This window comes from Micromonospora sp. NPDC047740 (genome assembly GCF_043204735.1).
GTDB lineage: Bacteria > Actinomycetota > Actinomycetes > Mycobacteriales > Micromonosporaceae > Micromonospora.
Genome location: NZ_JBIDCT010000002.1, coordinates 182,399 through 204,775, shown reverse-complemented (window position 1 = coordinate 204,775; position 22,377 = coordinate 182,399). Strand labels below are relative to the sequence as shown.

Genomic DNA, 22,377 nt, shown 5'->3' with positions numbered 1-22,377 from the left:
CCGCGCCGGTCAGCGGGTGTCGGTGACGACGTGCGAGCAGGCCGGGCAGGCCGCCGGCCCCTGCTCGGCGAACCATCGGCAGGTACGCCGGATCGCGCACTTCGGCAGCTCCACCTCGGTCGGGCCGACGGCCTCCTGATATGACGCGGCCAGCCGGGCGCCCAGGCCGCAGTGGTCACCGGTCCAGAACCCGCAGGACGAGGTGACGCAGGGCCCGGCGAGCCGGTAGCGGGACTCGACCGGGGTGTCGGCGTCGCTGGCCGCGGCCAGGGCGACCTCGGCCGGGGTCGCCGGGGTGACGTAGGCGACCCGACCCGCCGGAGTGATCATGCCGAGGAAGACCGTGGCGTTGGCCGCGGGCGTACTCGGGCACATCCGCTCCGACGGGTCAGGACGTACGGCGGGATCGGTCACCGCTCGATCCAGAACCCGATGTCGTTGATCTTTTGGCCCAGCTCGTCGGCGTTGATCCCGTCGAGCACCCAGAGACCGCGCCACTCGGGGCGGAGCTTGAGGTTGGAGTGGCCGACGGTGAGCGGGTTGGTCAGCTTGGCGTTGGCGGCGGAGAGGGCGGCCAGCCCCGCCTTCTGGATCTCGCGGGAGATGAGGGTCTGCTGCTCGGTGGTCAGGTCGACGCCGTCGACCACGAACCGGAACTCGCTGCGGGACATGTACTACCTCCGGTCATTCGTACGATTCGGTGCCCAGCCCGCGCCGCAGACTGGTCCGGGTGAAGGCCGCCCAGCCGGCGCGGGAGGCGACATCGCCCCGCTGCCCGGCACGGCTGAGCACCTGGTTGGCGTGCTCCCGCCAGCCGACAGCGGTCGCCGCGCGCTCGCCCCACAGCTCGCGGCAGGCCGCGACCGCGAAGGCGAGTTGCCCGGCGCTGCCGGTGAAGCCGGCGACCCCGTCGCCGACCTGGACCGGGCCGCCGGGCAGCGGAGCCACGATCGGGAAGTGGTGGTGCAGGCTCGCCAGGGTTGCCCAGTGACTGCCGTCCACCCGGCCGGCGGCGAAGCCGTCGTGCAGTTCGTCGGCGCGCCGATAGCGGACGGCGTGCAGGGTGAACGTGTCGCCGGACCGGTCGACCCGGCCGACGACCTGGACCGGGGAGCTCCAGGCGGCGGGTGAGTTCGCCGACCAGAAGGCGAGCCAGGCGGCGAGCCGGTCGTGGAAATCGGCCTGGAAGCGCGCCACGGCCGGGCCGCCGCCCGGGTCGTGGAGCAGGGCCGACCCGATCCGGTCGCGGGTGACCAGTGGGGTGGTGGCGTGGGTGGGGTTCGCCGCGGCGGCGGTCGGGGCGGTGGCCACGCCGGTCACGGTGACCGCCGAGGCAACCGCGGCGCCGGCGAGGAGCCGCCGGCGCGAGAACGGGTGTCCGTTGTGGTTCATCGTCGGCCTTTCGTCGTCGGCCAGTGCCACGACGCTATCGATCGAAGGCGATCAGATGAACAGCTCCCGTGACGGGAGCCCGACAGGAACGCCGCAGATCAACGGCGGCGTGAACCGGTGTTCCTGTGGCACGAATTCACGCCTGACCGCCATGCGTCACGGTGGGCAGCGTCCGCACCGGTTGGGCGGGGACGATCGCGCCCAGCGGTGGCAGGGTGACCGTCACGACCAGCCCGCCACCGTTTCGGGGGTAGGCGTGTACCGCGCCGCCGTGCGCCTGGGCCACCGCCCGCACGATCGACAGGCCGAGCCCGAACCCGCGTCCCGCGCCGGCCCGGTCGTCGGCGCCGCCCCGACCGGCGCTCCCCCTCGGGCCGGCCAGGCGGTCGTGACGCAGCCGCCGGAACGGCTGGAAGATGGTTTCGATCTCGTAGCTGGGCACCACGGGGCCGGTGTTGACGACCACCAGGGTGACCCAGCCGTTGACCAGGCCGGTGCTCACGTCGACCTCGCCGCCGGCCGGCAGGTTGTGCCGGACCGCGTTCTCCACCAGGTTCTGCGTGAGCCGCTCCAGCAGCACCGGGTCACCGGCCGTGGCGGCGGACGCGAGCTGGCGGCGTACGGTCAGCTCCGGCGTGCCGGCGGCCTGGTCGAGGACGTGCCGGGCGATCTCGGCGAGGTCTACCGGGGTGCGGTCGACGACCTGCTGCTCCGAGTCGGCCAGGGTGAGCAGCCCGTCGATGAGCCGTTCGTGGCGTTCGTTGATCGCCAGCAGCGTCTCGCCGAGCTGCCGCAGCTCGGCGGAGGCGCCCGGCCGGGACATCGCCACCTCCAGCAGCGACCGGTTGAGCGCGAGCGGGGTACGTAGCTCGTGCGACGCGTTCGCCACGAACCGCCGCTGGCCGTCGAAGGACCGGTCGAGCCGCTCCAGCATCAGGTCGAACGTGTCGGCTAGTTCCTGCACCTCGTCCCGGGGCCCCCGCAACGCGATCCGCTCGTGCAGGCCCCGCCCGGCCGCGCCGGCGGCGGCGATCCGGCGGGCGGTGCCGGTGATCTGGTGCAGCGGCTGCAGCGCCCGCCCGGCGATCAACCAGCCGAAGCCGAGGGCGATCGCCGAGATCAGCAACAGCGCCACCCCGCCCTGGGTGAGCAGCGATTCCAGCGCGGTCCGTTTCGCCTCGTCCTGAGCCTCCTGGATCAGGACCCGCACCTGGTCGGCCTCGCCCGGGCCGGGCAGCCTGCTGAACGGGTTGGTCGTGGTGATCTGGGTCTTGACGCCGGCCAGCGGCTGGCGCATCCGCTGGTCGACCAGCACGTACGTGACGCCGAGCAGGACCACGCCGGCGAGCAGCAGGAGGCCGCCGTGCACCAGGGTCAGGCGGGCCCGGATGGTCAGTCGCTTCACCTGATCTGATACCCCACTCCCGGCACCGTCTCGACCACCTGCGGGTCGCCGAGCTTGCGGCGCAGCTTCATCACGGTCACCCGTACCACGTTGGTGAACGGGTCGATGTGCTCGTCCCAGGCCCGCTCCAGCAGCTCCTCGGCGGAGACCACCGCCCCGCCGGCCCGGACCAGTTCGGCCAGCACCGCGAACTCCTTGCGGGACAGCGCGACGTACCGGCCGTCGCGGTAGACCTCACGCCGGGCCGGGTCGACCACGATGCCGGCCCGGCTCAGCTTCGGCGGAGCGGCCGGGCGAGCCCGCCGGGCCAGCGCGTGCACCCGGGCGGAGAGTTCGACCAGCGCGAACGGTTTGACCAGGTAGTCGTCGGCGCCGAGGGCCAGGCCGGCCACCCGTTCCCGGACGGCCGCGGCGGCGGTCAGCATCAGCACCCGCGTCTCGCCGCCGCTGTCCACCACCGCCCGGCACACGTCGTCGCCGTGCACCACCGGCAGGTCCCGGTCGAGCACCACCACGTCGTAGTCGGTGACGCCGAGCCGTTCCAGCGCCGCGTCCCCGTCGTAGGCGACGTCCACCGCGAACGCTTCCCGGCGCAGCCACTCCGCGATGGAGTCGGCCAGCAGCGTCTCGTCCTCGACCACAAGCACTCGCACCGTCCCATGGTGACGCGGCCACGGATAACCACAGCGTTAACACCGACGGTTACGCCCGGGATACCGCCGCTGCGGTCGACTCGTCCGTATCGGCCGGCGATCCGCGCCGGCCCGGAGGAAGGAGTTGTGCCATGCGCCGACGAATGTCGGACACACTGCTCGTCCTGCCCCTGCTGCTCGGGCTCGCGGTCGCCGGCTGCGCGAAGACCGGTTCGGACGGGGAGCAGGTGGCCACGGCCGGCGGCGGTGCGGCCAGTGCCTCGCCGAGCGCCAGCCTCGTCCCGGTCAGCGACGAGGACCGGCAGCGCGAGTTCGCCAAGTGCATGCGGGAGAACGGGCTGCCGGACTTCCCGGACCCCGAGACAGCCGACGGCAAGGTCCGCATCCGCATGCCGGACGGAGCTGACCGGGCGAAGGGAGAGGCGGCCATGGAGAAGTGCCGCAGCCTGATGCCCAACGGCGGCAAGGAGATCAAGCTCGACCCGGAGCAGGTGGAGAAGGTGCGGCAGCTCGCCCGGTGCATGCGGGAGAACGGGGTGCCGGACTTCCCGGACCCGGGCCCGGACGGCGCCATCGAACTCAACGGCGACGGTTTCGACCCGAAAAGCCCGACGGTGCAGGCCGCCATGGAGAAGTGCCGGCAGGACGGCGCGCCGCTACTGATGAAGAGGACCCAGTGAGCGCGAGGAGTGAGCCGGGTTTGCGAGCCCCGCAGTCGCGAACAGAGACAAACTCCGCGAGCGCGAGGAGTGAGCCGGGTTTGCGAGCCCCGCAGTCGCAAACGGAGATCGTTCCGGTGAGCACCACCACCCCGCTGGCCGCCGCACCCGCTGGGGGCGGCCGGCGCCGCCGCCGCGCGCGTACCCCGATCGTGGTCGCCTCCGCGGTGGTGGTCGCCGCCGCCGCGGGCGTCGCGGCCGCCGTCGGGGCCGAGGGCCGCACCGGGGGTACGCCGGCCAGCGGCGGGCTGCCGCCAGCGACCGCCCAGGTCACCCGGCAGACCCTGGTGGACTCGGAGAGCTTCGACGGGGAACTCGGCTACGGCGCCAGCCACACCGCGACGCTGCGCACCGGCGGCACGGTCACCTCGCTGGCCGCCACCGGCAGCCAGGTCAGCCGGGGCAAGCCGCTGTTCGCCGTCGACAACGCCAAGGTGCTGCTGCTGTACGGGCGGCTGCCGGCGTACCGGACGCTCGGGCCCGGCGTGTCCGGCGCCGACGTGCGGCAGTTCGAGGAGAACCTCAAGGCGCTGGGCTACTCCGGGTTCGCCGTCGACGACGACTACACCTCGGCGACGGCGGACGCGGTGCGGCGGTGGCAGGACGACCTGGGCCTGCCCGAGACCGGCCGGGTCGAGCTGGGCCGGGTCGTCTACGCCGACGGCGCGGTCCGGGTGGACAGCCACGAGGCGGACCTCGGCGACCCGGCCCAGCCCGGCCAGACGGTGCTGACCTACACCGGCACCGCCCGGGTGGTGACGGTGTCCCTCGACGTCGACGACGAGCGGCTGGCGAAGCGGGGCACCAAGGTGAGCGTCACCCTGCCCAACGACAAGGACGTCACCGGCACGGTCGCGGCCACGGAGACGGTGATCGACACCGGCACCGGCGGCGGAGCGGGCGGCCAGGGCGACCCGGAGACCAAGATCGAGGTCACCGTGACCGTGGCCGACCCGAAGGCGCTGACCGGTTTCGAGCAGGCCTCGGCGAAGGTGGCGTTCACCGCCGCCGAGCGCCGGGACGTGCTGACCGTGCCGGTCGCCGCGCTGCTGGCGCTGGCCGAGGGCGGCTACGGCGTGCAACTGGTCGAGGGCTTTACCACGCGGATCGTCGCTGTGGAGACCGGGTTGTTCGCGTCCGGCCGGGTGGAGGTCTCCGGCGCGGGGCTCGCCGAGGGGGCGACCGTGGGGATGCCGACGTGACCGGCGACGCGGTGGTGGAGCTGGCCGAGGTGACCAAGGTGTACCCGGGCGGCGTACGGGCCCTCGACGGGGTGTCACTGACCATCCGGTACGGCGAACTGGTGGCCATCGTCGGCCCCTCCGGGTCGGGCAAGTCCACCATGCTGCACCTGATCGGTACCCTGGACCGCCCCTCCACCGGCCGGGTCCGCATCGACGGGTACGACGTGGCCGCCCTCGCCGACCGGCAGCTCTCCGCCCTCCGGTCGTCCCGGATCGGCTTCGTCTTCCAGCAGTTCCACCTGGCCCCGAACGTGCCGGTGCGGGACAACGTCGCCGACGGGCTGCTCTACGCGGGCGTACCCCTGCGGGAGCGGCGGCGGCGCGCGGAGGCCGCGCTGGACCGGGTGGGGCTGGGGCACCGACTCGACCACCGGCCGCACGAGCTGTCCGGCGGCGAGCGGCAGCGGGTGGCGATCGCCCGCGCGGTGGTGGGTGCGCCCAGGCTGCTGCTCGCGGACGAACCGACCGGCAACCTGGACTCCGCGTCCGGCGCCGGGGTGCTGGCGCTGCTGCGCGACCTGCACGCGGCCGGGACCACCATCGTGGTGATCACCCACGACCTGGAGATCGCGGCCGGCCTGCCCCGCCGGGTGCAGATGCGCGACGGCCGGATCGTCGCCGACCACCATCCCGTGGCGGTGCCGGCATGAGCGAGCGCAGCGAGCGAATCAGCCAGCTCAGCGCGGTGGTGCCTCATGGCGTCGGCGAGCGAAGCGAGGCGACGACATGAGCGAACGCCTACGGCTGGCACCCGCCCGGCTGCGCCCACGGGACGTCCTGCGGGTTGGCGGGGTCGGGCTGCGCACCCGGCCGCTGCGGGCGTTCCTGTCCGCGCTGGGCATCGCGATCGGGATCGCCGCCATGGTCGCGGTCGTCGGGATCTCCGCGTCGTCCCGGGCGGAGCTGGACCGCACGCTCGCCCAGCTCGGCACCAACCTGCTCACCGTCAGCCCGGGCAACACCCTGTTCGGCGACGACGCCCAGCTGCCGACCGAGTCGGTGGCGATGATCGGGCGGATCGGGCCGGTACGGGCGGTGGCCGCCACCGCGCTGCTGGCCGACGCGAAGGTGTACCGGTCGGATCTGATCGCTCGGGGCGAGAGCGGCGGGATCGCCACCCGGGCGGCCAGCCTGGAGCTGCGGGACACGGTCGGGCTGGCGGTGGCGAGCGGCACCTGGCTGAACGCCGCCACCGCGCGCTATCCGGCGGTGGTGCTCGGCGCCACCACGGCGCGGCGGCTCGGGATCGGCGCCGCCGGGCCGGACGTGCAGGTCCAGCTCGGTGGGCGCTGGTTCACCGTGGTGGGGATCCTGGCGCCCGCGCCGCTGGCCCCGGAGCTGGACCTGTCCGCGCTGGTCGGCTGGGACGCGGCGAAGTCCTATCTCGGCTTCGACGGGCACCCGACCACCGTCTACACCCGCACCGCGGACACCGCCGTCGAGGCGGTACGCGCGGTGCTCGGCGCCACCGCGAACCCGGAGGCGCCGAACGAGGTGAAGGTGGCGCGGCCGTCCGACGCGCTCGCCGCGAAGCAGGCCACCGACGAGGCGTTCACCGGGCTGCTGCTCGGACTCGGCGCGGTCGCCCTGCTGGTGGGCGGCGTCGGGGTGGCGAACACGATGGTCATCTCGGTGCTGGAACGGCGCCCGGAGATCGGCCTGCGTCGTTCGCTCGGTGCCACCCGCGGCCAGGTACGCACCCAGTTTCTGGCCGAGTCGCTGCTGCTGTCGGCCCTTGGCGGGGTCGGCGGGGTGCTGCTGGGCGCCGGGGTCACCGCCGGTTACGCCCTCTCCCAGGCGTGGCCAGCGGTGGTGCCGGTCTGGGCGGCGGCCGGCGGGGTCGGTGCGACCCTGCTGATCGGTGCTCTCGCCGGGCTGTACCCGGCGATCCGCGCCGCCCGGCTCGCCCCGACCGAGGCGCTTGCCACCCCGTAACGGCGATCAGGGAGGAGTCCTGGCGGGTTGTGGTCGACGTCGGCCGCAACCCGCCAGCTTCGTGCGCGTGCGGCAACTACTTGAAGGTCATTCAAGTAGTTGCTACCTTCGCCGCATGGCTCCCTCCAGCGCCGACCCGTCATCCGCTCCCGGTGCCGAACCAGCTCCGCTCGACGCCGCCGCCGCCCTTCGCGAGATCCAACGCGTCAGCCGTCGGGCCCGCGCAAGCCTCTGGCGGGAAGTCCTCCAATGGCTGTGGGCCGCCGCATTCATCCCCAGCTTCCTGCTCGTCCTGCACCTGCATCCCGAGTATTCGATGGGGATGGTGATTGCTGCGATCGTGATGTGTGTGCCCCTGGGCATCCTCAACTCGCGCACCGGTGCGTTCAGTCGGGGCGCCGCCCGCCGAGACAAGGTGATCGGCTGGATCTGGATACTCCTCTTGTGCGGAGCTCTTGCCGCCCTGGACCAGGTGCCTCAGGGCCTGTCACCGTGGGTGGTGATCATCGCTATCGTGCCGGGTCTACCCCCGCTCCTGGCGGCGGCGTGGGTGTTTCGCCGATGACCGACCAGGGCAGCCATCCGCGTCACGGACTCGTCGATGTCATCCACGCCCCGGTCCGGTTGTCGATCGTCGCCGCGCTCGCCGGGCTGGAGAAGGCGGAGTTCCGATTCCTCCGCGACACCATCGAGGTCAGCGATTCGCTGCTCTCCAAGCACCTGACCACCTTGGAAGCGGCCGGTTACGTGCAGATCGTCAAGGCCGGCACGGGGCGCAGACCGCGAACCTGGGTGAGTCTGACCCCGGCGGGCCGGACCGCCTTCGACGCCTACACGGAATCGCTTAAAAAGATCATCGACGCCGGCACCTGAGCCGACCAGCGACGGTTGCCGCCGGAATGCACGCCCGCCTCGTCCTCGACCCAGCTGCTGGTGCCGGCGGTGGTGGCGGTCGCCGCGATCGGCCTGCGCGTCTCCCCCGGCGCCGTTATGGTCGACGCGTGATCAATGGTGCTCATGTGATCATTTACAGCCGCGACCCGGAGGGAGATCGGGCCTTCTTCCGGGACACGCTCGGCTATCAGCATGTCGACGCCGGCCACGGTTGGCTCATCTTCCGGCTGCCGCCGGCCGAGCTCGCCGTGCACCCGACCGACGGCGAGCCGGCCCACGAGCTGTTTCTCATGTGCGACGACGTCGAGGCGACCATGGCCGAGCTGACGGCGAACGGCGTCGAGTTCACGATCCCGGTCACCGAGGAGCGGTGGGGGCTGCGCACCGCGCTGCGGCTGCCCGGCGGTGGCGAACTCGGCCTCTACGAGCCCCGCCACCCGGTGGCAATCTGAGGCCCCGGCATCCGCGCGGTGGCGGGTGCGGCGCCGTGTAGCAGCGACCGCACCCGTCCTCGCACAGGCTGTGCAGGCGGTCAGCCGTATCGCCGGCCGCTGGTCGGGCACTGACCGTCAGGACCCGACGGTCTGCGGCTTGCGGGTCAGGCCCCGTCCCTTCATGACGTGCTGGAGCAGGGTGATGAGGACCTCCTTGCTGGACTCCCGCTTGCGGGCGTCGCACAGCATCACCGGCACGTCCGGGTCGAGGTTCAACGCCATCTGCACCTCTTCGAGGCTGTACTGCCGAGCGCCGTCGAAGCAGTTCACGGCGACGATGAACGGCAGACCCTGGCCCTCGAAGTAGTCGATGGACGGGAAGCAGTCGGCCAGGCGGCGGGTGTCGGCGAGCACCACCGCGCCGAGGGCGCCGAGGGCCAACTCGTCCCAGAGGAACCAGAAGCGGTCCTGCCCTGGGGTGCCGAACAGGTAGAGCACGAGGTCGTCACCGAAGGTGATTCGGCCGAAGTCCATCGCCACCGTGGTGGTGGACTTCGCCTCGACCCCGGTGAGGTCGTCGACGCCGACGCCCCGCTCGGAGAGCACCTCCTCGGTGCGTAGCGGCTGGGTTTCGCTGACCGCTGCGACGAGGGTCGTCTTGCCGACGCCGAAGCCCCCCGCAATGAGGATCTTGAGGGCGGTGGGCAGGATCGTCCGATCCTCCCTGTCAGAGTTCTCGTAGTCCATGAATGAGCGCCTCGAATACGCTGTCGTCGGGAAGAGTGGCGGGCGGACGGGGTTCGGAGACCTGCACAAGCTGGCGGGCGACCAGGTCGTCGAGCAGGACGCGGACCGTGCCGAGCGGCAGGTGGAGGTGCGCGGCGACCTCCGCCAACGCGAGGGGCCGCTGGCACAGCTCGATGATCCGAGCGTGCTCCGGCACCAGTCCGACGTCGAGGGGCGGGGTCGCCCGGGTTGCGGTCACGAGTGAGATCACGTTGAAGCCGTTCCTCGGTCTGGCTCGCCCGCGGGTCATGGCGTAGGGCCGGACCACCGGTCCGGCCTCGTCATCGACCCACATCGGCTCGGCGTCAGGCCTCGTCATGGGCGCCTCTACTTCCCGGACAGCTGGACGGTGGCTCGGGCGGGGGCGGCCAGGAACTTGCCGGCCCTCTGAACGATCATGGCCATCTCGTAGGCGACGAGACCGACGTCGGCGTCCTCGGCCGCGAGGACGGCCAGGCACGCGCCGTGACCGGCCGCCGTGACGAACAGGAACGATGACTGCATCTCGATGACGGTCTGCCGCACCGGTCCGCCGCCGAAGCGACGTCCGGCACCCTTGGCGAGGCTCTGGATTCCAGAGGCGATCGCGGCCAGTTGCTCCGCGTCGTCCCGGCTGAGTCCGGCGGAGGACGCCATCAGCAGGCCGTCCACCGAGAGTACGACGGCATGCTGGGTCTGCTTGACACGTCCGACCAGGTCGTCGAGCAGCCAGGCCAGATCGGACCTCGAAGAGTTCTGATGCTGCACGTGCTGGTTCCTCTTTCTACCGATCGGTCCCGGCCGCCGGTGAATCGTCGGCGGCTGGGGGCTGTTCGTCTTCGTCGCCGAGCAGGCGCGCGTCGTCGCGTCCACGGCGGGTGCCGCTCTGGTAGCGGCTCATCAGTTGGCGGATCTGTTCCGGCGACCTGCCCGGGTCCGCCTCGGCGGGCGCTTCGACGGCCGGTTCGGCGTCGGCCCGCAACTGCGGTGCGAGGCTCGCCTGCCGGACCCGCACCGGCAGTCCTTGCGGGGTCCGATCCGCGTCGGGCCGCGGACGCGGCACGAGCGGGGCGCCCGCGCTGCCCGGCTCGGCAACGGGCGCGGTGTCCGCGACGGGCGCGGCCTTTTCAACGGGCGTGGCATCTTCAGCGGCCGGGCGCACCGGTGCCCGCATGCCCACGGCCGGCAGCTCCAGGGTGGGCTGGCGGGCCGGCGGGGCGTCGGTCAGCGCGACGGATCCCCGTCGTTCCACGGCGGGCAGGCCGTCGTGGAGGGACGCGGTGGGCTCGCCGGCGGACGGACCGCCGGCCTTGCCGGCTGCGGCGGTGAGGGCTTCGGCGCTGGTCACCAGCTCCATCGGGATGAGCACGACGGCGGTGGTGCCGCCGTACGGCGAGGTCTTGAGGTTGACGCTGAGGTCGTGCCGCTGGGCGAGGTGGCTCACCACGAACAGACCCAGCTGGTTGGCATTGGCCAGGTTGAACTCGGTCGGGTTGGCGATGCGGTCGTTGGCTGCGGCGAGTTCCTCCTCGCTCATGCCCAGACCGCGGTCCTCGACCTCGATGACGAAGCCGCGCGCCACCAACTGTCCCCGCACCTCCACCTCGGTGTTCGGCGGGGAGAAGGACAGCGCGTTCTCGACGAGCTCGGCGAGCAGGTGGATGACGTCACCGGCGGCCCGGCCGGTCAGGCCCACGGAGCCGAACGGCAGCACGTTCACCCGCGTGTAGTCCTCCACCTCCTGGGTCGCCGCGCGGGCCACGTCGATCATGGGCACGTCCCGGCGCCAGGCGCGGCCGGGCGCCGCGCCGGACAGGACGATGAGGTTTTCCGCGTTGCGCCGCATGCGGGTGGCGAGGTGGTCGACGCGGAACAGGTCCTCGAGCTCGTCGGCGTCGTGCTCGCGGCGCTCCATCGCGTCGAGCAGGGTCACCTGGCGGTGGACGAGGCCCTGCGTACGCCGGGCGAGGCTGAGGAAGACGTCGCGCACGTTGCGGCGCAGCTCCGCCTGCTCCACGGCGGTGCGGATGGCCGTCTCCTGGACCCGGTTGAAGGCCTCGCCGACCTGCCCGATCTCGTCGGAGCCGAAGTCCAGCGGTGGTGCTTCGACGGCGACGTCCACCTGCTCACCGTGGCCGAGTCGTTCGACCACGCTGGGCAGTCGCTTGTCAGCGAGGTCGTGGGCGGCGTTCCGCAGCCGCTCCAGCTGGGCCACCAGGGCGCGGGCGGTCGTGATCGCGAGGATGATCGAGGCGATAACGGCGATCGTGCCGAGGCCGGCCGCGAGGAGAAGCCGGACGATGACCATGATGGCCACGCCCGTGGCGCCGCTGACGATCCCGTTGCCACCGGCGGTCACGACGCTTTGCAGCTCGCCCTGGGCGTCGTCTACCGCGCGGCGCCATTGGGCTGCGTCGACCGGAGCCTTGGAGCGCGTGTTGGCGCTCTGGACAACCTGGTCTTCGATTGACCGGAGGCGGCTGAACGCGTCGCCGGCGAGCAGCTGTTCGTATCGGGCGCGGTCGTCGGGTGACAGCTTGGTCGAGGTCTCGGCCCCGGCGAATCGCTGTGCGCCGACGAGCTGTGCAAACTGCGCGTATTCGGCGCCGGTGAGCCGACCGCTGGCGAGGATGCCGCTCATCAGGGCGTCCTCTTGTGAGATCAGTTCCGACATCCGGTTGAGCTGGATGAGCGCCGCGGCGTAGCCCGCGATTTCCTTGTCGTCAAGGCTCGCGGTGGCGTGGTAGATGCTGAAGATCGAGTCGATTGCGTCGGCGAAAGAACGCCCTGCGCTGGTGCGGTCGATCGTCCTTGCGTTGACCGACTCGCGGGTAGCGGCGAGACCATCCAGGCTGGCGTAGGTGGCGTCGAGCCGTTGGCCCAGCTTGTCGCTGCCGGCAAGGTCGGTCTGCCAGCCCTGTGCGGACTCCTTGAAGCTCGCCGCGAGCTGCTCGGACTCTCGTCGTTGGGCCTCCAGGGCCGCTCGCGCCTGGCTGTCGTTCCCGGGTCCGCCCAGGTAGGCCAGCGTGAGTCGGCGTTCGTTCTGCAGTGCCTTCAGCAGCGGGGCGCTCGGCTCATAGACGGTGCTGTTCAGCGTGTTCACCCAGAGCAGGTTCAGGCCGTCCCGCAGGGTCACCCACGCCGCGAACGCCCACAGGGCGGTTAGCGACACGAGCATCGCGACCACTTTGGTGCGTACATTGGTACTGCGAGAACGCATTACACCGTCCCAGTCAGCCGTTGAAGCATCTGGCATACAGCTTGGTGAATTGAGGTACCTGGGTGCGTGCGAGCCGTCGGCGCGCGACAACGGGGCACGCTAGCAGTGCCCGAACAATCCCTCAAGCGTCGCTGATCACCGGCTTGCCGGCAGCCTGTCCGGGTTTGGACGCGATTGCACTAGCCTCCACTGTGGTGACCTCCGGGTGCTGCCGCGCGAGATGCAGTGCGGCGAGCACCGCGGCCCGGACGATCGCCCTCGGGTGGTAAAGCTCTTTGCCGTACCAGAGGGGAGGATCAGCGCCGCGCCCGGCGGCGTGGCGCAGGTACGCGCAGCCGCGACGCGCGGCCGTTCCGACCCCCGCAGCCTGCGGGCGCGTGGTCAGCAGCACCTGCAGCGCGTATGCGGTCTCCTCAACGGTGCCGCCCCATCGTCCCCACGAGCCGTCGGACCGTTGGGTGGCCAGGACCCAGTCGACGGCCTTCACCACCGACTCGACCGCCGTGGGCCCGCGGCCGAAGTCGTTGAGCGCCTGGGTGCAGCACGCGGTGGCGTAATACGGCGAGGCGTGCCATCGGTCGCGCCACTGTCCGTCGGGCTGCTGGTGTTCGCGCAGCAGGACCGTGAGCCGATCGATGGCCGTCACGTACCGTGGCGAGGGATTGCTGCCGTGCACGTACTGGCCAAAAGCGTCCAGGACGTGCGCGTTGGTGGTGACGGAAAAGCCGTCCTCACCCGGCCAGGTGCAGAAACCGTCCGCGGTTTCGTACGTCCACAGACCTCGGGGATCTGCCGGCTGGCCAAGCTTCCCGAGCGCATGCAGCGCCACGGACGTGGTGTCCGCGTCAGCGGGTAGTCCTGGCCCGGTGGGGGTGCCGACTGGGCCCATCGCGGCGGCGAGGCTCGCCAGCACGCCTGGACGCACCGCGGGCCTTATTCCGGCACGTGCCAGTCCGCTCACCACCCACGCCTGTTCGAAGACGGTGATGGGAAGCGGGCACGGTACGGGTCCACCACCGGCTACGGACGCCAGGTATGCCCAGGCGGGATCGTCGGGGGTGGCGGGGACGCCGAACCAGGCAGCGGTCGCCGCCGGCGAGGCGCCGACCGTGCCGGGCGGCATCGGGTGGATGCCGGCGGCGCGGCGGGCAGCAGGGCCCAGGACCTCTAGGAAGTGCAGCAGCTTGCCGGGCAGCTCAGCACCGGCCGCCAAAGCCTGTCGGACCCGGGCGAGGCGGTTGTTGTCCATTCCCGCCGGCAGGCCCAGGCGCACGCCGTGCCAGCGTTCGAGGCCGGTGGCTGGCGCGTCCTCAAGTCGGTCGAGGTGCTGATTGATCTCCGCCACGAGCGAGGGCACGATGACGTCCGCTGCCGGTGTGTCCGGCACCAGCAGATCCCCGCGTAGCCAATTGGTGAGCGCCTGGAGGCCGTGGCTGGCGGCGACGGCCAACCGTGCCTGCCCATGATCCCGTTGCGCTCCGGATCCGATCGCCCGGATGGTCGCGAGCAGCGCCTCGGTGGCGCTCAGCGTGGGTACCAGCGCATAACCCTCTGGCGGGCCCCACGCGCCATCCCCCCGCTGGCTCTCGAGCAGGTACGCGATGCGCTCACCATGCCCGCCGAGCCACGGAGACAGCGCCACGAGCCGGGCGGTCTCGTAGACCGATGGAGCAACCTGACCCCACGGCTCCGCCTCCAGACTGGCGATCAGTTCACGTACGGCGAAGTCGAGGTCGTCCTCGGCGCGGGTGGGTGTGGGGATGCCCTGGCTGCTCACAGGCTGCCCCAGAAGTCTGAGACCTGGTAGAAGCCGCTGGTGAACGCGATCTGGCGTTTCAGGTAGGTGGCCTGCCGGGGGCACGTTGGCTCCAGCGGCCGGATCAGGTCGTGGCAGCCCTCGATGAGCGTGGTGAGCCTGGTGGTCACCTCGGTCGAGTCGTTGACGAGCAGGAGCGCGTTGAGGTCCCCCCATTGGAGGTCGCGCCGATACGTAGCGAGGTCGTTGACCAGCCGCAGTGCGCGCTGCACCGCGCGGCTGGCGACTCTGAGTTCGGCAATGTGGTCGAGGCAGTCCTGATCTCCGACGTAGGTCCAGTGCGCCACGTTGACCAGCACACAGGCGAGATTGTCGGCGTTGCCGAGGTATTCATCGAGCGTCGGAGCAGCAGTGCTCGGCTCCGACGCGGCCTCGGGCGTGGTCTTCCAGGTCCATTCCTGCTCGACCGCCGCGAACATCCGCCCGAGTTCTTCCCGCCACATCGGCTGCATGACCGCAAAAGCAGGCGCCGCCGCCAGATCGCCGCCGATCTCGGCCAACAGCCGGGCCAGTGGGTGCCTGCCGGGGGGAGGGCTGCCGTCAGCGACCGCGAGGCAGTCGGCGACGACCGCCCGCACGTCGTCGGCAGTCCTCGCCAGATAGTCGATCTGCCAGTCGGCCGCGAATACCCACAGCAGGGTCCGCGTCGTCACCCGCAGTTGCTCGGCCGGGTATTCGGGTGCGGTGACGGCGATCGACATGGCGATGCTGCTGACCAGGGCTGGGTCGAACGGCCGGCCGGTAAACAGATCCTGGTGGCGGGATACCACCTCGTGCAGGTCACGTTCGAGTCGGACGGCCAGCGCGCAGATCCGTCCGTGCTCTGCCACGGTGAGCAGGTCGGCTGCGGTGAGCGGTACGTGCGGGCCCGAAGTCACGAGACCGAGGCGCGTTCGCGCGGTAGCAGGGTGACCGTGTTCGGCCGGGGCCGCAGCGAGGCGCCGAGCCGCGGCTTGAGATCGGCCGGCTGCCCGAGCCGGAACCGGAACCGGCTCAGGAGCGTCGCCATGATGATGGGCGCCTCGAGCAGGAACAGGTACTGGCCGATGCACTGGTGCGGGCCACCCCCGAACGGGAAATAGCTGTAGCGGTACTGCCGCTTCGGCCGGTCGGGAGCGAACCGCTCCGGGTCGAACTCGTCCGGGCGATCCCAGAACGCCTCCATCCGCTGCGTCGCGTACGGGCTCACCAGGATCGTGGCCCCGGCCTCGATCCGGACGCCGCCCAGGACCTGCTCCCCTACCGCGGTACGCGGGATGGTCCAGCCCGCGGGCCAGAGCCGCAGCATCTCGTCCAGGACCATCCGGGTGTAGCGCAGCTCCGGGATGTGCGTCCGCTGCACCGGCCCATGCCCGACTACCTCGTCGATCTCGGCGTAGAGCCGGGAGGCCACCTCGGGATGCGTCTCGAGGACCGGCCACAGCCAGGACAGGACGCCGATCGTGGTCTCGTTGGCCGTGGAGAACATGGCGACCACATCGCTGCGGATCTGCTCCTCGCTGGCCTGCGACCCGTCAGCCCGTGGACGGCACAGCGTCGCGATGATGTCGTCGCCGTCGCCCGGGGCTGCCCGCTCCTTCCGGATGATCGGCAGAACCAACGAGTCGATGCCTGCCACGGCGTTACGGAAGTCGCGGTCGCCTGGCAGGGGAATCCAGTAGGGCATCCCGGGGGCGATCAGGCGAGACACCATCGTCCGCGTGATCGTGTCCAGGTGCGCGTAGATCTGGAGCGCATCAGGCAACGGGATCTTCTTGCCGAAGAGCACCCGCGTGGTGGCCTGGCATACGACCCGCGACATCAGGGTGATGGCGTCGACGGCCTGGCCCGCTCGTGCGGGCTCGTCCAGAGCGTCGACCGCCTCGCGGATCGCCACCGCCATCCGGTCGATCAGCATCTCGGCGCGCTTGGCGGTGAACAACGGTTGCAGAGTGTCCCGGCTGGACTCCCACAACTCGCCCTCGGTGACGAGGATCGCGTCACCGACCACCCGCCGGACCCCCCGCCAGAGCATGCTCTCGGGGTCGCGGATGTAGTTGGTCCTGTCGCGCAGGATCTGCTGCAGGTGCTCAGGATGAGTGACCAGGTAGGGGCGGAAGGTGCCGAGGTTGAGCCGCACGACCTCGCCACCGGCCTGGTTGCCGAAGTGGACAAGCGCCCCCAACGGGTCCCGGACCAGGTGCGGCAGTGCGCGGCGCAGGGGAACGGGTCTGGCCTGGCCGGCGACGACCTGCGCCTCGGACATGAGCACCTCCACGATCTGTCGTACAACCGAGCCCATGGCGGCGGCCAGGTAGGTCTCGTGAAAGCAAGGCCCTTGATGATCATCGCACGCATCGCCCCGCAAGGCCAGATATGTCCACCGTCCTCACCGGACTTTCGGGCGATGGGGTGCGTCCATCAGGTTGACTGAGCGGTCAACCTGTGGGGTGGCATGTTGCCTGACCGGTCAACCCGTGCGGCGGCCTGGACGCATCCGCGCCGGAGCCGGTCACCCACGCTCCGCCAGCACCGTCACCGGACCCTTCGACCAGGCGCTCCCACCTGGCCGAGTCGAGGCGCCGCAGCGGACATCACGTCGCCGTTACCACTCCTGTCGCTGGGAGGCCCTCATATGTAACATCCCTCGACTGGACCGACGGCAGGGTGGAGGTGACCGGGGGGTGCTCCCTACCGAGATTCTCGATACATCCCTACTACCACCAGCTGACCGCTTTGCCTGTTGGTATGAGATCGTCTCGCAGGAGGCCGCCCCGACCCACGTCAGATGCCCGCACATCGAGAACTTCACGGCCGTGGCAAAGCGGGTGGACCTGGGCAGTGTCCGGCTGGCGGAGCTGCACTACCCAACCCTGGAAACCATCCGATCGCCGCGCCTGGTGCGCAAATCGCAACCCGACACGTACCAGTTGGTGCTGATGACTACCGGGTCGAGCGTCGCCATCCAGGACCGCACAGAGTCGCCCCTGGAGCCGTCGTCGTTCACCCTTCTTGACAACAGCCGGCCGTTCACCGGCTCGCACTTCGCGGACGGGCCGGTGCTCGCGGGCTCCATCTCCCTTCTCATCTCGCGTCAGTCGTTGCCCCTGCATCCCGACCGGGTGCGCCGATTGCTCGCCACCTCGATCCCCTCCGATACAGGTATGGCGGCCCTGCTCGCTCAGTTCGTTCAGCGCCTGGTGACCTATCCCGAGCAGTTTGCCGCGAGTGATGCGCCGAGGCTCGGCATGATGGCGCTGGACCTCGCCGCCGGCGCCCTGGCGCAGCAGCTGGAGGTGCAAGGGGCACTCCCGGTCGACGTCCGGGAACGTGCGCTGCGTGCGGAGATCCGGGCCTTCATCGAGAAAAACCTTGGCAACAGTGAACTCAACCCCAGCTCGGTCGCCGCAGCCCACCACATCTCGCTGCGCACCCTGCACCGCCTCTTCGAGCAGGAGGACCGCACCGTGGCGGGATTGATCCGCCAACGACGCCTGGACCGGTGCCAGCGAGATCTGATCAATCCCCGGTTGGCCCACCAGGCGATCCAGCGAATTGCCGCCCGCTGGGGGTTCGCCGACAAAGCGCACTTCAGTCGCCTCTTCAAGGCGTGTTACGGCATGTCGCCACAGGAGTACCGCGACCAGCACCGCCAGCCTTGACCTCCCATTGGCGCTCCCGGTCGTCAGCCGTGCGTCGAGGAGGACCGGGCGATGGCGGCCAGTTGGGCTCGGGAGGTGACACCGAGTTTGGGGAACGCCTTGTAGAGGTGGTAGCCGACGGTGCGCGGGCTGAGGAAGAGCTGCGCGGCGATGTCGCGGTTGGAGGCACCACCGGCCGCCAGCCGTACGACCTGGCGTTCCTGGGGAGTGAGCACGCTGAGCGGATCGCCCGCCTTGCGCGGCGCCGCCGGCACGTCCCCGGTCGCGCGCAGCTCGGCGCGAGCGCGGTCGGCCCACAGCTGCGAACCGAGTCGGTCGAAGATCTCCAGCGCGCCGCGCAACTGTGCGCGGGCGTCCGACCGCCGCCGTGCCCGGCGCAGCCACTCGCCGTAGGCGAGCCGCGTCCTCGCCAGCTCGTACGGCTGGGCGTCGTCATGGAGCTGCACGGCCCGCGTGAAATGCGCTTCGTGCTCCTCGACGAACGCCCGGCAGCGCAGGGCGATCGCTTCCGCCGACGGCTGACGGACGTGCCGCGCCCAGGCCAGGTAGCGGGCGAGCGGCTCCGCTGCCTGCCCCGGCCGGCCGCTGCGGACAGCTGCCTCGACCTGGTCCGGGGCGGACAGAACGGCGATGCTGCTGACGGGGATGGCCTGCAACTGCTGGAGGGCGGCGTCCGGGCGGCCCAGGCCGAGGTCGAGCAGGCCCAGGGCCCACCGCCCGATGGCCGCCGCGAGCACCATGCCCTGCTGGTCAGCTCGCGCCACGCCCGCTTCGGCCTTCACCCGGCACTCCTGCGCGTCGGCGAGGTGCGCGAGCACCCAGGCGAGCGAGCACGTGAGGTGGCTGACCCGGTGCTCGTGGCCCAGGTCCGTCGCCAGCCGCAACCCCGCGTTGAGGGTCGCGGTGGCCTCGCCGTACCGGCCGAGCCACCCCTGCGCGAGTCCGTGGTCGAGGAGCGCGTTGGCGAGCCAGCCGATCATCCCGTTCCGCTGGCAGTCCGCCACGACTCCGCCGGTGATCTCCTCGCCGAGGGCGGCTCGGCCCAGCGCGAAACACAGCGACGCGGTGAAGGTCAGTCCGGGCACGCCCAGCCCGGCGCGGTGGTGTTCGTCCACCGCTTCACCCATGAGCGTGATCCCACCACCGATGTCACCGCCCATCAGCCGGGTCAGCCCGAGCGCACCGGTGACCAGCGGCGAGTCGATCGCGGGGAGCGCGCGGAGGCTGGCGGCCGCCTCCTCCGCCAGCTCGGTGTCGCCGGCGAACCACGCGCAGCGGATGGCCTCCACCAGCAGCCAGGTGGCCCGCTCGGTGGACCGGGTTGCCAGGCGTGGCACGCCGGCCATGATGATCCGGCCCGCCGCGAGCGGTGCGCCCAGCTCGAATTCGCGATGGGCGCGTACCTGGACCAGCGCAGCGATCATGTCCGGGTCGTCCACATCGGGTGCGGCGCGGTCGGCGAGGGCGGCGGCCCGATCCATCAGTCCGGCGTCACTCGCCGCCAGCGCGGCGGCGGCGAGTCGTCCGGATCGTCGTACCGGATCGGCGGTGAGTTCGGCGGCCCGCTCGTAGGCCGCGGCGATCGCGGCGTGGCCGCCGCGGGTCCGTGCCCGTTCCGCGGCTTCCGCCAACTCCCGGGCGATTTCCTCGTCGGGACCGAGCGCGGCGGCGGCCAGGTGCCACGCCCGCCGGTCGGCCGCGTCGACGGCCGGCGAGCGGGTGAGGGCGTCGGCAAGGGCACGGTGTACGGCGAGGCGGCGGGTGGCCGGCGCGCCCTGGTAGGCGGCAGTCCGGATCAGGGGGTGGCGGAAACCGACGACAGTCCCCTTGACCTCGATCAGCCGGCTCCGCTCGGCCGCGCCCAGCGCGTCGAGGGTGGCGCCCGCGGCTACCAGCGTCCCCAGCTCACCGGAGCCGTCCGCCGCCGCGATCAGCAGCGCGGTTCGCGCGGACTCGGGCAGCGCGGCTATCTGTGCCTGGAACGCCTCCTGGACCCGATCGGCGACGGGCATCGCACCCACCGGTGAGAGTCGTCCCGCCCGCTGCTCGGCGCTGAGTGCGGCGGGCAGTTCGATGAGCGCCAGCGGGTTGCCGTCCGATTCGTCGATGAGGCGCTGCCGTACCTGCGGTGGGAGGTCGGCCGGGAGCAGGGCGGCGGCGGCTGCCCGGTCCAGCCCGCCGAGCCGGAGCTCGGGCAGCCCCACGGCGGGAAAGCCCGCGCGGGCGGCGAAGAGCATGACGACGCCTTCCGCCTCGAGGCGGCGGGCAGCGAACATCAGTGCGTCGATGGACGCCTGGTCGAACCACTGCGCGTCGTCGACGAGGCAGAGCAGCGCGGCGTCCCCGGCCAGCTCGGTGAGCAGGCTCAGCGTGGCCAGCCCGACCAGGAACCGGCTCTCCGGAGCGGTGTCGCCCAGTCCCAGGGCGGCGTTGAGCGCGGTGGCCTGCGCGGCGGGCAGCGTGTGGATCCGGTCGAGCCCGGTGCGCAGGAGCAGGTGGAGTGCGGCGAACGGCAACATCGCCTCGGACTCGACCCCGACTCCGCGCAACACCCGCATGCCCTCGGCCCGCCGGGCGGCGTGCTCCAGGAGCGCGGACTTGCCGATCCCCGCTGGGCCCCGGATGACGAGGCTTCCGCTCCGGCCACTGCGGGCCGCCGCCAGGAGCCGCTCGATCGTCGCCTGCTCCCCCACTCGTCCGTGCAGCACGGTCAGGAAGCTACCGTCACGATGACTGATTCGGCGTGGCCTGGACCTCCGTAGCTTCGTGATCATCCGCACGGACGTACTACGAAGGGACCCCCGGGATGACCACCGTCGCCAGCACCGTCCACCCCGCCGCCGACGCCAAGCTGCTCCGCTTCGCCCTCAAGCAGGACGCGCTGGGCTCGGGCGCCAACGGAGTCGTCTACGTCGTCGTCGCGGCGATCTTCGGGGAGCTGTTCGGGCTGCCCGCCGCCCTCCTCTACCCGATCGGTGTCTTCCTGGTCGCGTGGGCCGCCGCGCTGTTCTTCCTCGCCGCGCGGCCGACGGTGAGCCGGGCCGCGGTGGGTGTGGTGATGGCGGTCAACGTCGTCTGGGTGGTCGCGAGCGTCGAGCTGCTCGTCGCCGGTTGGTTCCCGTTGACCGGCCTCGGCATCGCACTGGTGATCGTCCAGGCGGTGGCGGTCGCCGGCTTCACCGTCCTGCAGTTCGCCGGCCTCCGCAAGGCCGGGTGAGCCGCGAGCCCTCGGCGCCCGCCCTGGTAGGGGCGGGCGCCGAGGCACGTCGGCCGCGCTCACGACGAGGGGTCACGGGGTGGCGACGCCCTCCTCGATCGCCAGCCGGGTCAGTTCCGGCCGCCTTCGGCGCCCGGTCTTCTCCCGGATCCGATCGAGGTGGGAGCGGACCGTGCGGACGCTGATCGCCAGCGCCTCCGCGATGTCCTGATCCCGCTCGCCGGCCACCAGCAGCGACAGCACCTGGCGTTCCCGGTCGGACAGGGGCACCCGGTAGAGCGGTTGCCGGCCGCGGGACGAGTCCAGCAGGATCGAGGCCAGGGTCGGGGACACGTACGTGTTGCCGGCCGCGATCTCCCGCACCGCCGGCGCATGCCGACCGGCGGGTGGGCGGCGGACCGGGACCGCCAAAGGCGGACCCGTGTGCCAGGCGGGCTGCATCAGCTCACGACGCGGACACCAGGCCATCGCTCGGCGGGGCGGTGCCGGGCCAGTCGTTGCCGGGAGACGTCGGGGCTGACCCGGGTCGGGTTTCGCCGCCACACGCCGTCGAGGAGGTCGTCGAGGCCGTGCGGGGCGCAGATGTCGATCCGGTCGTGCCCGTCGAGGCGGACGGCGACGGCGGTGGCGTACTCGGGCCAGGTGGCTACCGCTTCGGCGATGCTGCGCAGCGGCGGAACCGGGTCGCCGCCGAATTTGGCGGAGTACCAGGTGTGTACGGCGGCTTGGTTTTTGGCTTCCCAGGGTGGTTCCGGCCAGGCTGCCCGGAGTCCAGCGGTGGCTCTGTCGTCGTTGTCCCGGTTCAGATCAAGCGGATCGAAGAACACGACGTCGATATCGCGTACCGCCGAGGGGTCGAAGCCGTTGCCGTACCGCTGGCCCCAGACCAGATCGCGCAGGACTCCCGCGCCGATCCACGCATCGGGCAGCCCCGAGTTCCGTACGACGTCGAGGGCGCCCATCAGCCACGGACTGGCTCTGACCAGGTCCCGCAACATCGCCTCCCGCACACCCCCACCTTAGGTTCCCGACCGCAGCTGTC

Annotated in this window: 24 protein-coding genes; 9 read left to right on the top strand and 15 right to left on the bottom strand. The window is 71.4% G+C overall.

Features of this window, described 5'->3' with window-relative positions; translation table 11 throughout:
• Positions 1–9 precede the first annotated feature (9 nt).
• The 5 genes from ACGF4F_RS05505 to ACGF4F_RS05485 all read right to left on the bottom strand — a co-directional run bounded on the left by ACGF4F_RS05505 (position 10) and on the right by ACGF4F_RS05485 (position 3,450).
• Positions 10–414, bottom strand: a complete 405-nt coding sequence (locus ACGF4F_RS05505) for a hypothetical protein (RefSeq protein WP_393075193.1) — start codon at positions 412–414, stop codon at positions 10–12.
• Complete coding sequence (locus ACGF4F_RS05500) at positions 411–671, bottom strand: hypothetical protein (protein WP_357434199.1); 261 nt, start codon at positions 669–671, stop codon at positions 411–413. Before ACGF4F_RS05500 ends, ACGF4F_RS05505 begins: the two co-directional genes overlap by 4 nt.
• A gap of 13 nt (positions 672–684) precedes the next feature.
• Positions 685–1,392 carry a hypothetical protein gene (locus ACGF4F_RS05495; protein WP_357434201.1) on the bottom strand — a complete coding sequence of 236 codons (708 nt, stop codon included), beginning with the start codon at positions 1,390–1,392 and terminating at the stop codon, positions 685–687.
• Positions 1,393–1,528: 136 nt separating this feature from the next.
• Complete coding sequence (locus tag ACGF4F_RS05490) at positions 1,529–2,797, bottom strand: sensor histidine kinase (protein ID WP_393075188.1); 1,269 nt, start codon at positions 2,795–2,797, stop codon at positions 1,529–1,531.
• Positions 2,794–3,450: a response regulator transcription factor gene (locus ACGF4F_RS05485; RefSeq protein WP_198940137.1), complete on the bottom strand. Its 657-nt coding sequence runs from the start codon at positions 3,448–3,450 to the stop codon at positions 2,794–2,796. The genes ACGF4F_RS05490 and ACGF4F_RS05485 overlap by 4 nt, the downstream gene beginning before the upstream one ends.
• 131 nt (positions 3,451–3,581) lie before the next feature.
• Here ACGF4F_RS05485 and ACGF4F_RS05480 point away from each other — a divergent pair, with 131 nt between their 5' ends.
• The 7 genes from ACGF4F_RS05480 (at position 3,582) to ACGF4F_RS05450 (ending at position 8,694) form a co-directional block, all read left to right on the top strand.
• Positions 3,582–4,130: a hypothetical protein gene (locus ACGF4F_RS05480; protein WP_357434205.1), complete on the top strand. Its 549-nt coding sequence runs from the start codon at positions 3,582–3,584 to the stop codon at positions 4,128–4,130.
• Between the two features lie 188 nt (positions 4,131–4,318).
• Positions 4,319–5,371, top strand: coding sequence for an efflux RND transporter periplasmic adaptor subunit (locus ACGF4F_RS05475; RefSeq protein WP_393075609.1), 1,053 nt, complete (start codon positions 4,319–4,321; stop codon positions 5,369–5,371).
• 11 nt (positions 5,372–5,382) lie between these two features.
• On the top strand, positions 5,383–6,063 hold the full coding sequence (locus ACGF4F_RS05470; RefSeq protein ID WP_393075606.1) for an ABC transporter ATP-binding protein: 681 nt from the start codon (positions 5,383–5,385) through the stop codon (positions 6,061–6,063).
• A gap of 76 nt (positions 6,064–6,139) precedes the next feature.
• On the top strand, positions 6,140–7,348 hold the full coding sequence (locus ACGF4F_RS05465; RefSeq protein WP_393075184.1) for an ABC transporter permease: 1,209 nt from the start codon (positions 6,140–6,142) through the stop codon (positions 7,346–7,348).
• A 115-nt stretch (positions 7,349–7,463) separates the two neighbouring features.
• Positions 7,464–7,913, top strand: a complete 450-nt coding sequence (locus ACGF4F_RS05460) for a hypothetical protein (protein ID WP_393075181.1) — start codon at positions 7,464–7,466, stop codon at positions 7,911–7,913.
• Complete coding sequence (locus ACGF4F_RS05455) at positions 7,910–8,221, top strand: winged helix-turn-helix domain-containing protein (protein WP_393075178.1); 312 nt, start codon at positions 7,910–7,912, stop codon at positions 8,219–8,221. The genes ACGF4F_RS05460 and ACGF4F_RS05455 overlap by 4 nt, the downstream gene beginning before the upstream one ends.
• Before the next feature lie 146 nt (positions 8,222–8,367).
• Positions 8,368–8,694, top strand: a complete 327-nt coding sequence (locus ACGF4F_RS05450; RefSeq protein WP_393075175.1) for a VOC family protein — start codon at positions 8,368–8,370, stop codon at positions 8,692–8,694.
• Between the two features lie 117 nt (positions 8,695–8,811).
• On the opposite strand, the gene ACGF4F_RS05445 is transcribed toward ACGF4F_RS05450, so the two are convergent.
• From ACGF4F_RS05445 to ACGF4F_RS05415, 7 genes are all read right to left on the bottom strand, one after another.
• The gene (locus tag ACGF4F_RS05445) at positions 8,812–9,423 is read right to left on the bottom strand and encodes an ATP/GTP-binding protein (protein WP_393075172.1); all 612 of its coding nucleotides are present in this window, start codon (positions 9,421–9,423) and stop codon (positions 8,812–8,814) included.
• Complete coding sequence (locus ACGF4F_RS05440) at positions 9,404–9,781, bottom strand: DUF742 domain-containing protein (protein ID WP_357434220.1); 378 nt, start codon at positions 9,779–9,781, stop codon at positions 9,404–9,406. The genes ACGF4F_RS05445 and ACGF4F_RS05440 overlap by 20 nt, the downstream gene beginning before the upstream one ends.
• A gap of 8 nt (positions 9,782–9,789) precedes the next feature.
• Positions 9,790–10,209, bottom strand: coding sequence for a roadblock/LC7 domain-containing protein (locus ACGF4F_RS05435; protein ID WP_357434221.1), 420 nt, complete (start codon positions 10,207–10,209; stop codon positions 9,790–9,792).
• Positions 10,210–10,225: 16 nt separating this feature from the next.
• Positions 10,226–12,661: a nitrate- and nitrite sensing domain-containing protein gene (locus ACGF4F_RS05430; protein ID WP_393075603.1), complete on the bottom strand. Its 2,436-nt coding sequence runs from the start codon at positions 12,659–12,661 to the stop codon at positions 10,226–10,228.
• Between the two features lie 121 nt (positions 12,662–12,782).
• Positions 12,783–14,438, bottom strand: coding sequence for a prenyltransferase/squalene oxidase repeat-containing protein (locus tag ACGF4F_RS05425; RefSeq protein WP_393075167.1), 1,656 nt, complete (start codon positions 14,436–14,438; stop codon positions 12,783–12,785).
• Entirely contained in the window at positions 14,435–15,307 is an 873-nt protein-coding gene (locus ACGF4F_RS05420; protein WP_393075164.1) for a terpene synthase family protein, read from the bottom strand. Before ACGF4F_RS05420 ends, ACGF4F_RS05425 begins: the two co-directional genes overlap by 4 nt.
• A 44-nt stretch (positions 15,308–15,351) precedes the next feature.
• Positions 15,352–16,722: a cytochrome P450 gene (locus ACGF4F_RS05415; RefSeq protein WP_393075161.1), complete on the bottom strand. Its 1,371-nt coding sequence runs from the start codon at positions 16,720–16,722 to the stop codon at positions 15,352–15,354.
• Between the two features lie 184 nt (positions 16,723–16,906).
• On the opposite strand from ACGF4F_RS05415, the gene ACGF4F_RS05410 reads away from it, so the two are divergent.
• On the top strand, positions 16,907–18,118 hold the full coding sequence (locus ACGF4F_RS05410) for a helix-turn-helix domain-containing protein (RefSeq protein WP_393075600.1): 1,212 nt from the start codon (positions 16,907–16,909) through the stop codon (positions 18,116–18,118).
• A gap of 23 nt (positions 18,119–18,141) precedes the next feature.
• Here the strand turns inward: ACGF4F_RS05410 and ACGF4F_RS05405 are convergent, their stop codons facing one another.
• Positions 18,142–20,826, bottom strand: a complete 2,685-nt coding sequence (locus tag ACGF4F_RS05405) for an AAA family ATPase (protein WP_393075158.1) — start codon at positions 20,824–20,826, stop codon at positions 18,142–18,144.
• A gap of 98 nt (positions 20,827–20,924) precedes the next feature.
• Here ACGF4F_RS05405 and ACGF4F_RS05400 point away from each other — a divergent pair, with 98 nt between their 5' ends.
• Positions 20,925–21,335 (top strand): hypothetical protein, encoded by a 411-nt coding sequence (locus tag ACGF4F_RS05400; RefSeq protein WP_393075155.1) that lies wholly within the window; start codon positions 20,925–20,927, stop codon positions 21,333–21,335.
• A 72-nt stretch (positions 21,336–21,407) separates the two neighbouring features.
• Here the strand turns inward: ACGF4F_RS05400 and ACGF4F_RS05395 are convergent, their stop codons facing one another.
• Both ACGF4F_RS05395 and ACGF4F_RS05390 read right to left on the bottom strand, forming a co-directional pair.
• Positions 21,408–21,698, bottom strand: coding sequence for a response regulator transcription factor (locus ACGF4F_RS05395; RefSeq protein ID WP_393075152.1), 291 nt, complete (start codon positions 21,696–21,698; stop codon positions 21,408–21,410).
• A 77-nt stretch (positions 21,699–21,775) separates the two neighbouring features.
• Positions 21,776–22,345, bottom strand: a complete 570-nt coding sequence (locus tag ACGF4F_RS05390) for a nucleotidyltransferase family protein (RefSeq protein WP_393075149.1) — start codon at positions 22,343–22,345, stop codon at positions 21,776–21,778.
• Positions 22,346–22,377: the final 32 nt, after the last annotated feature.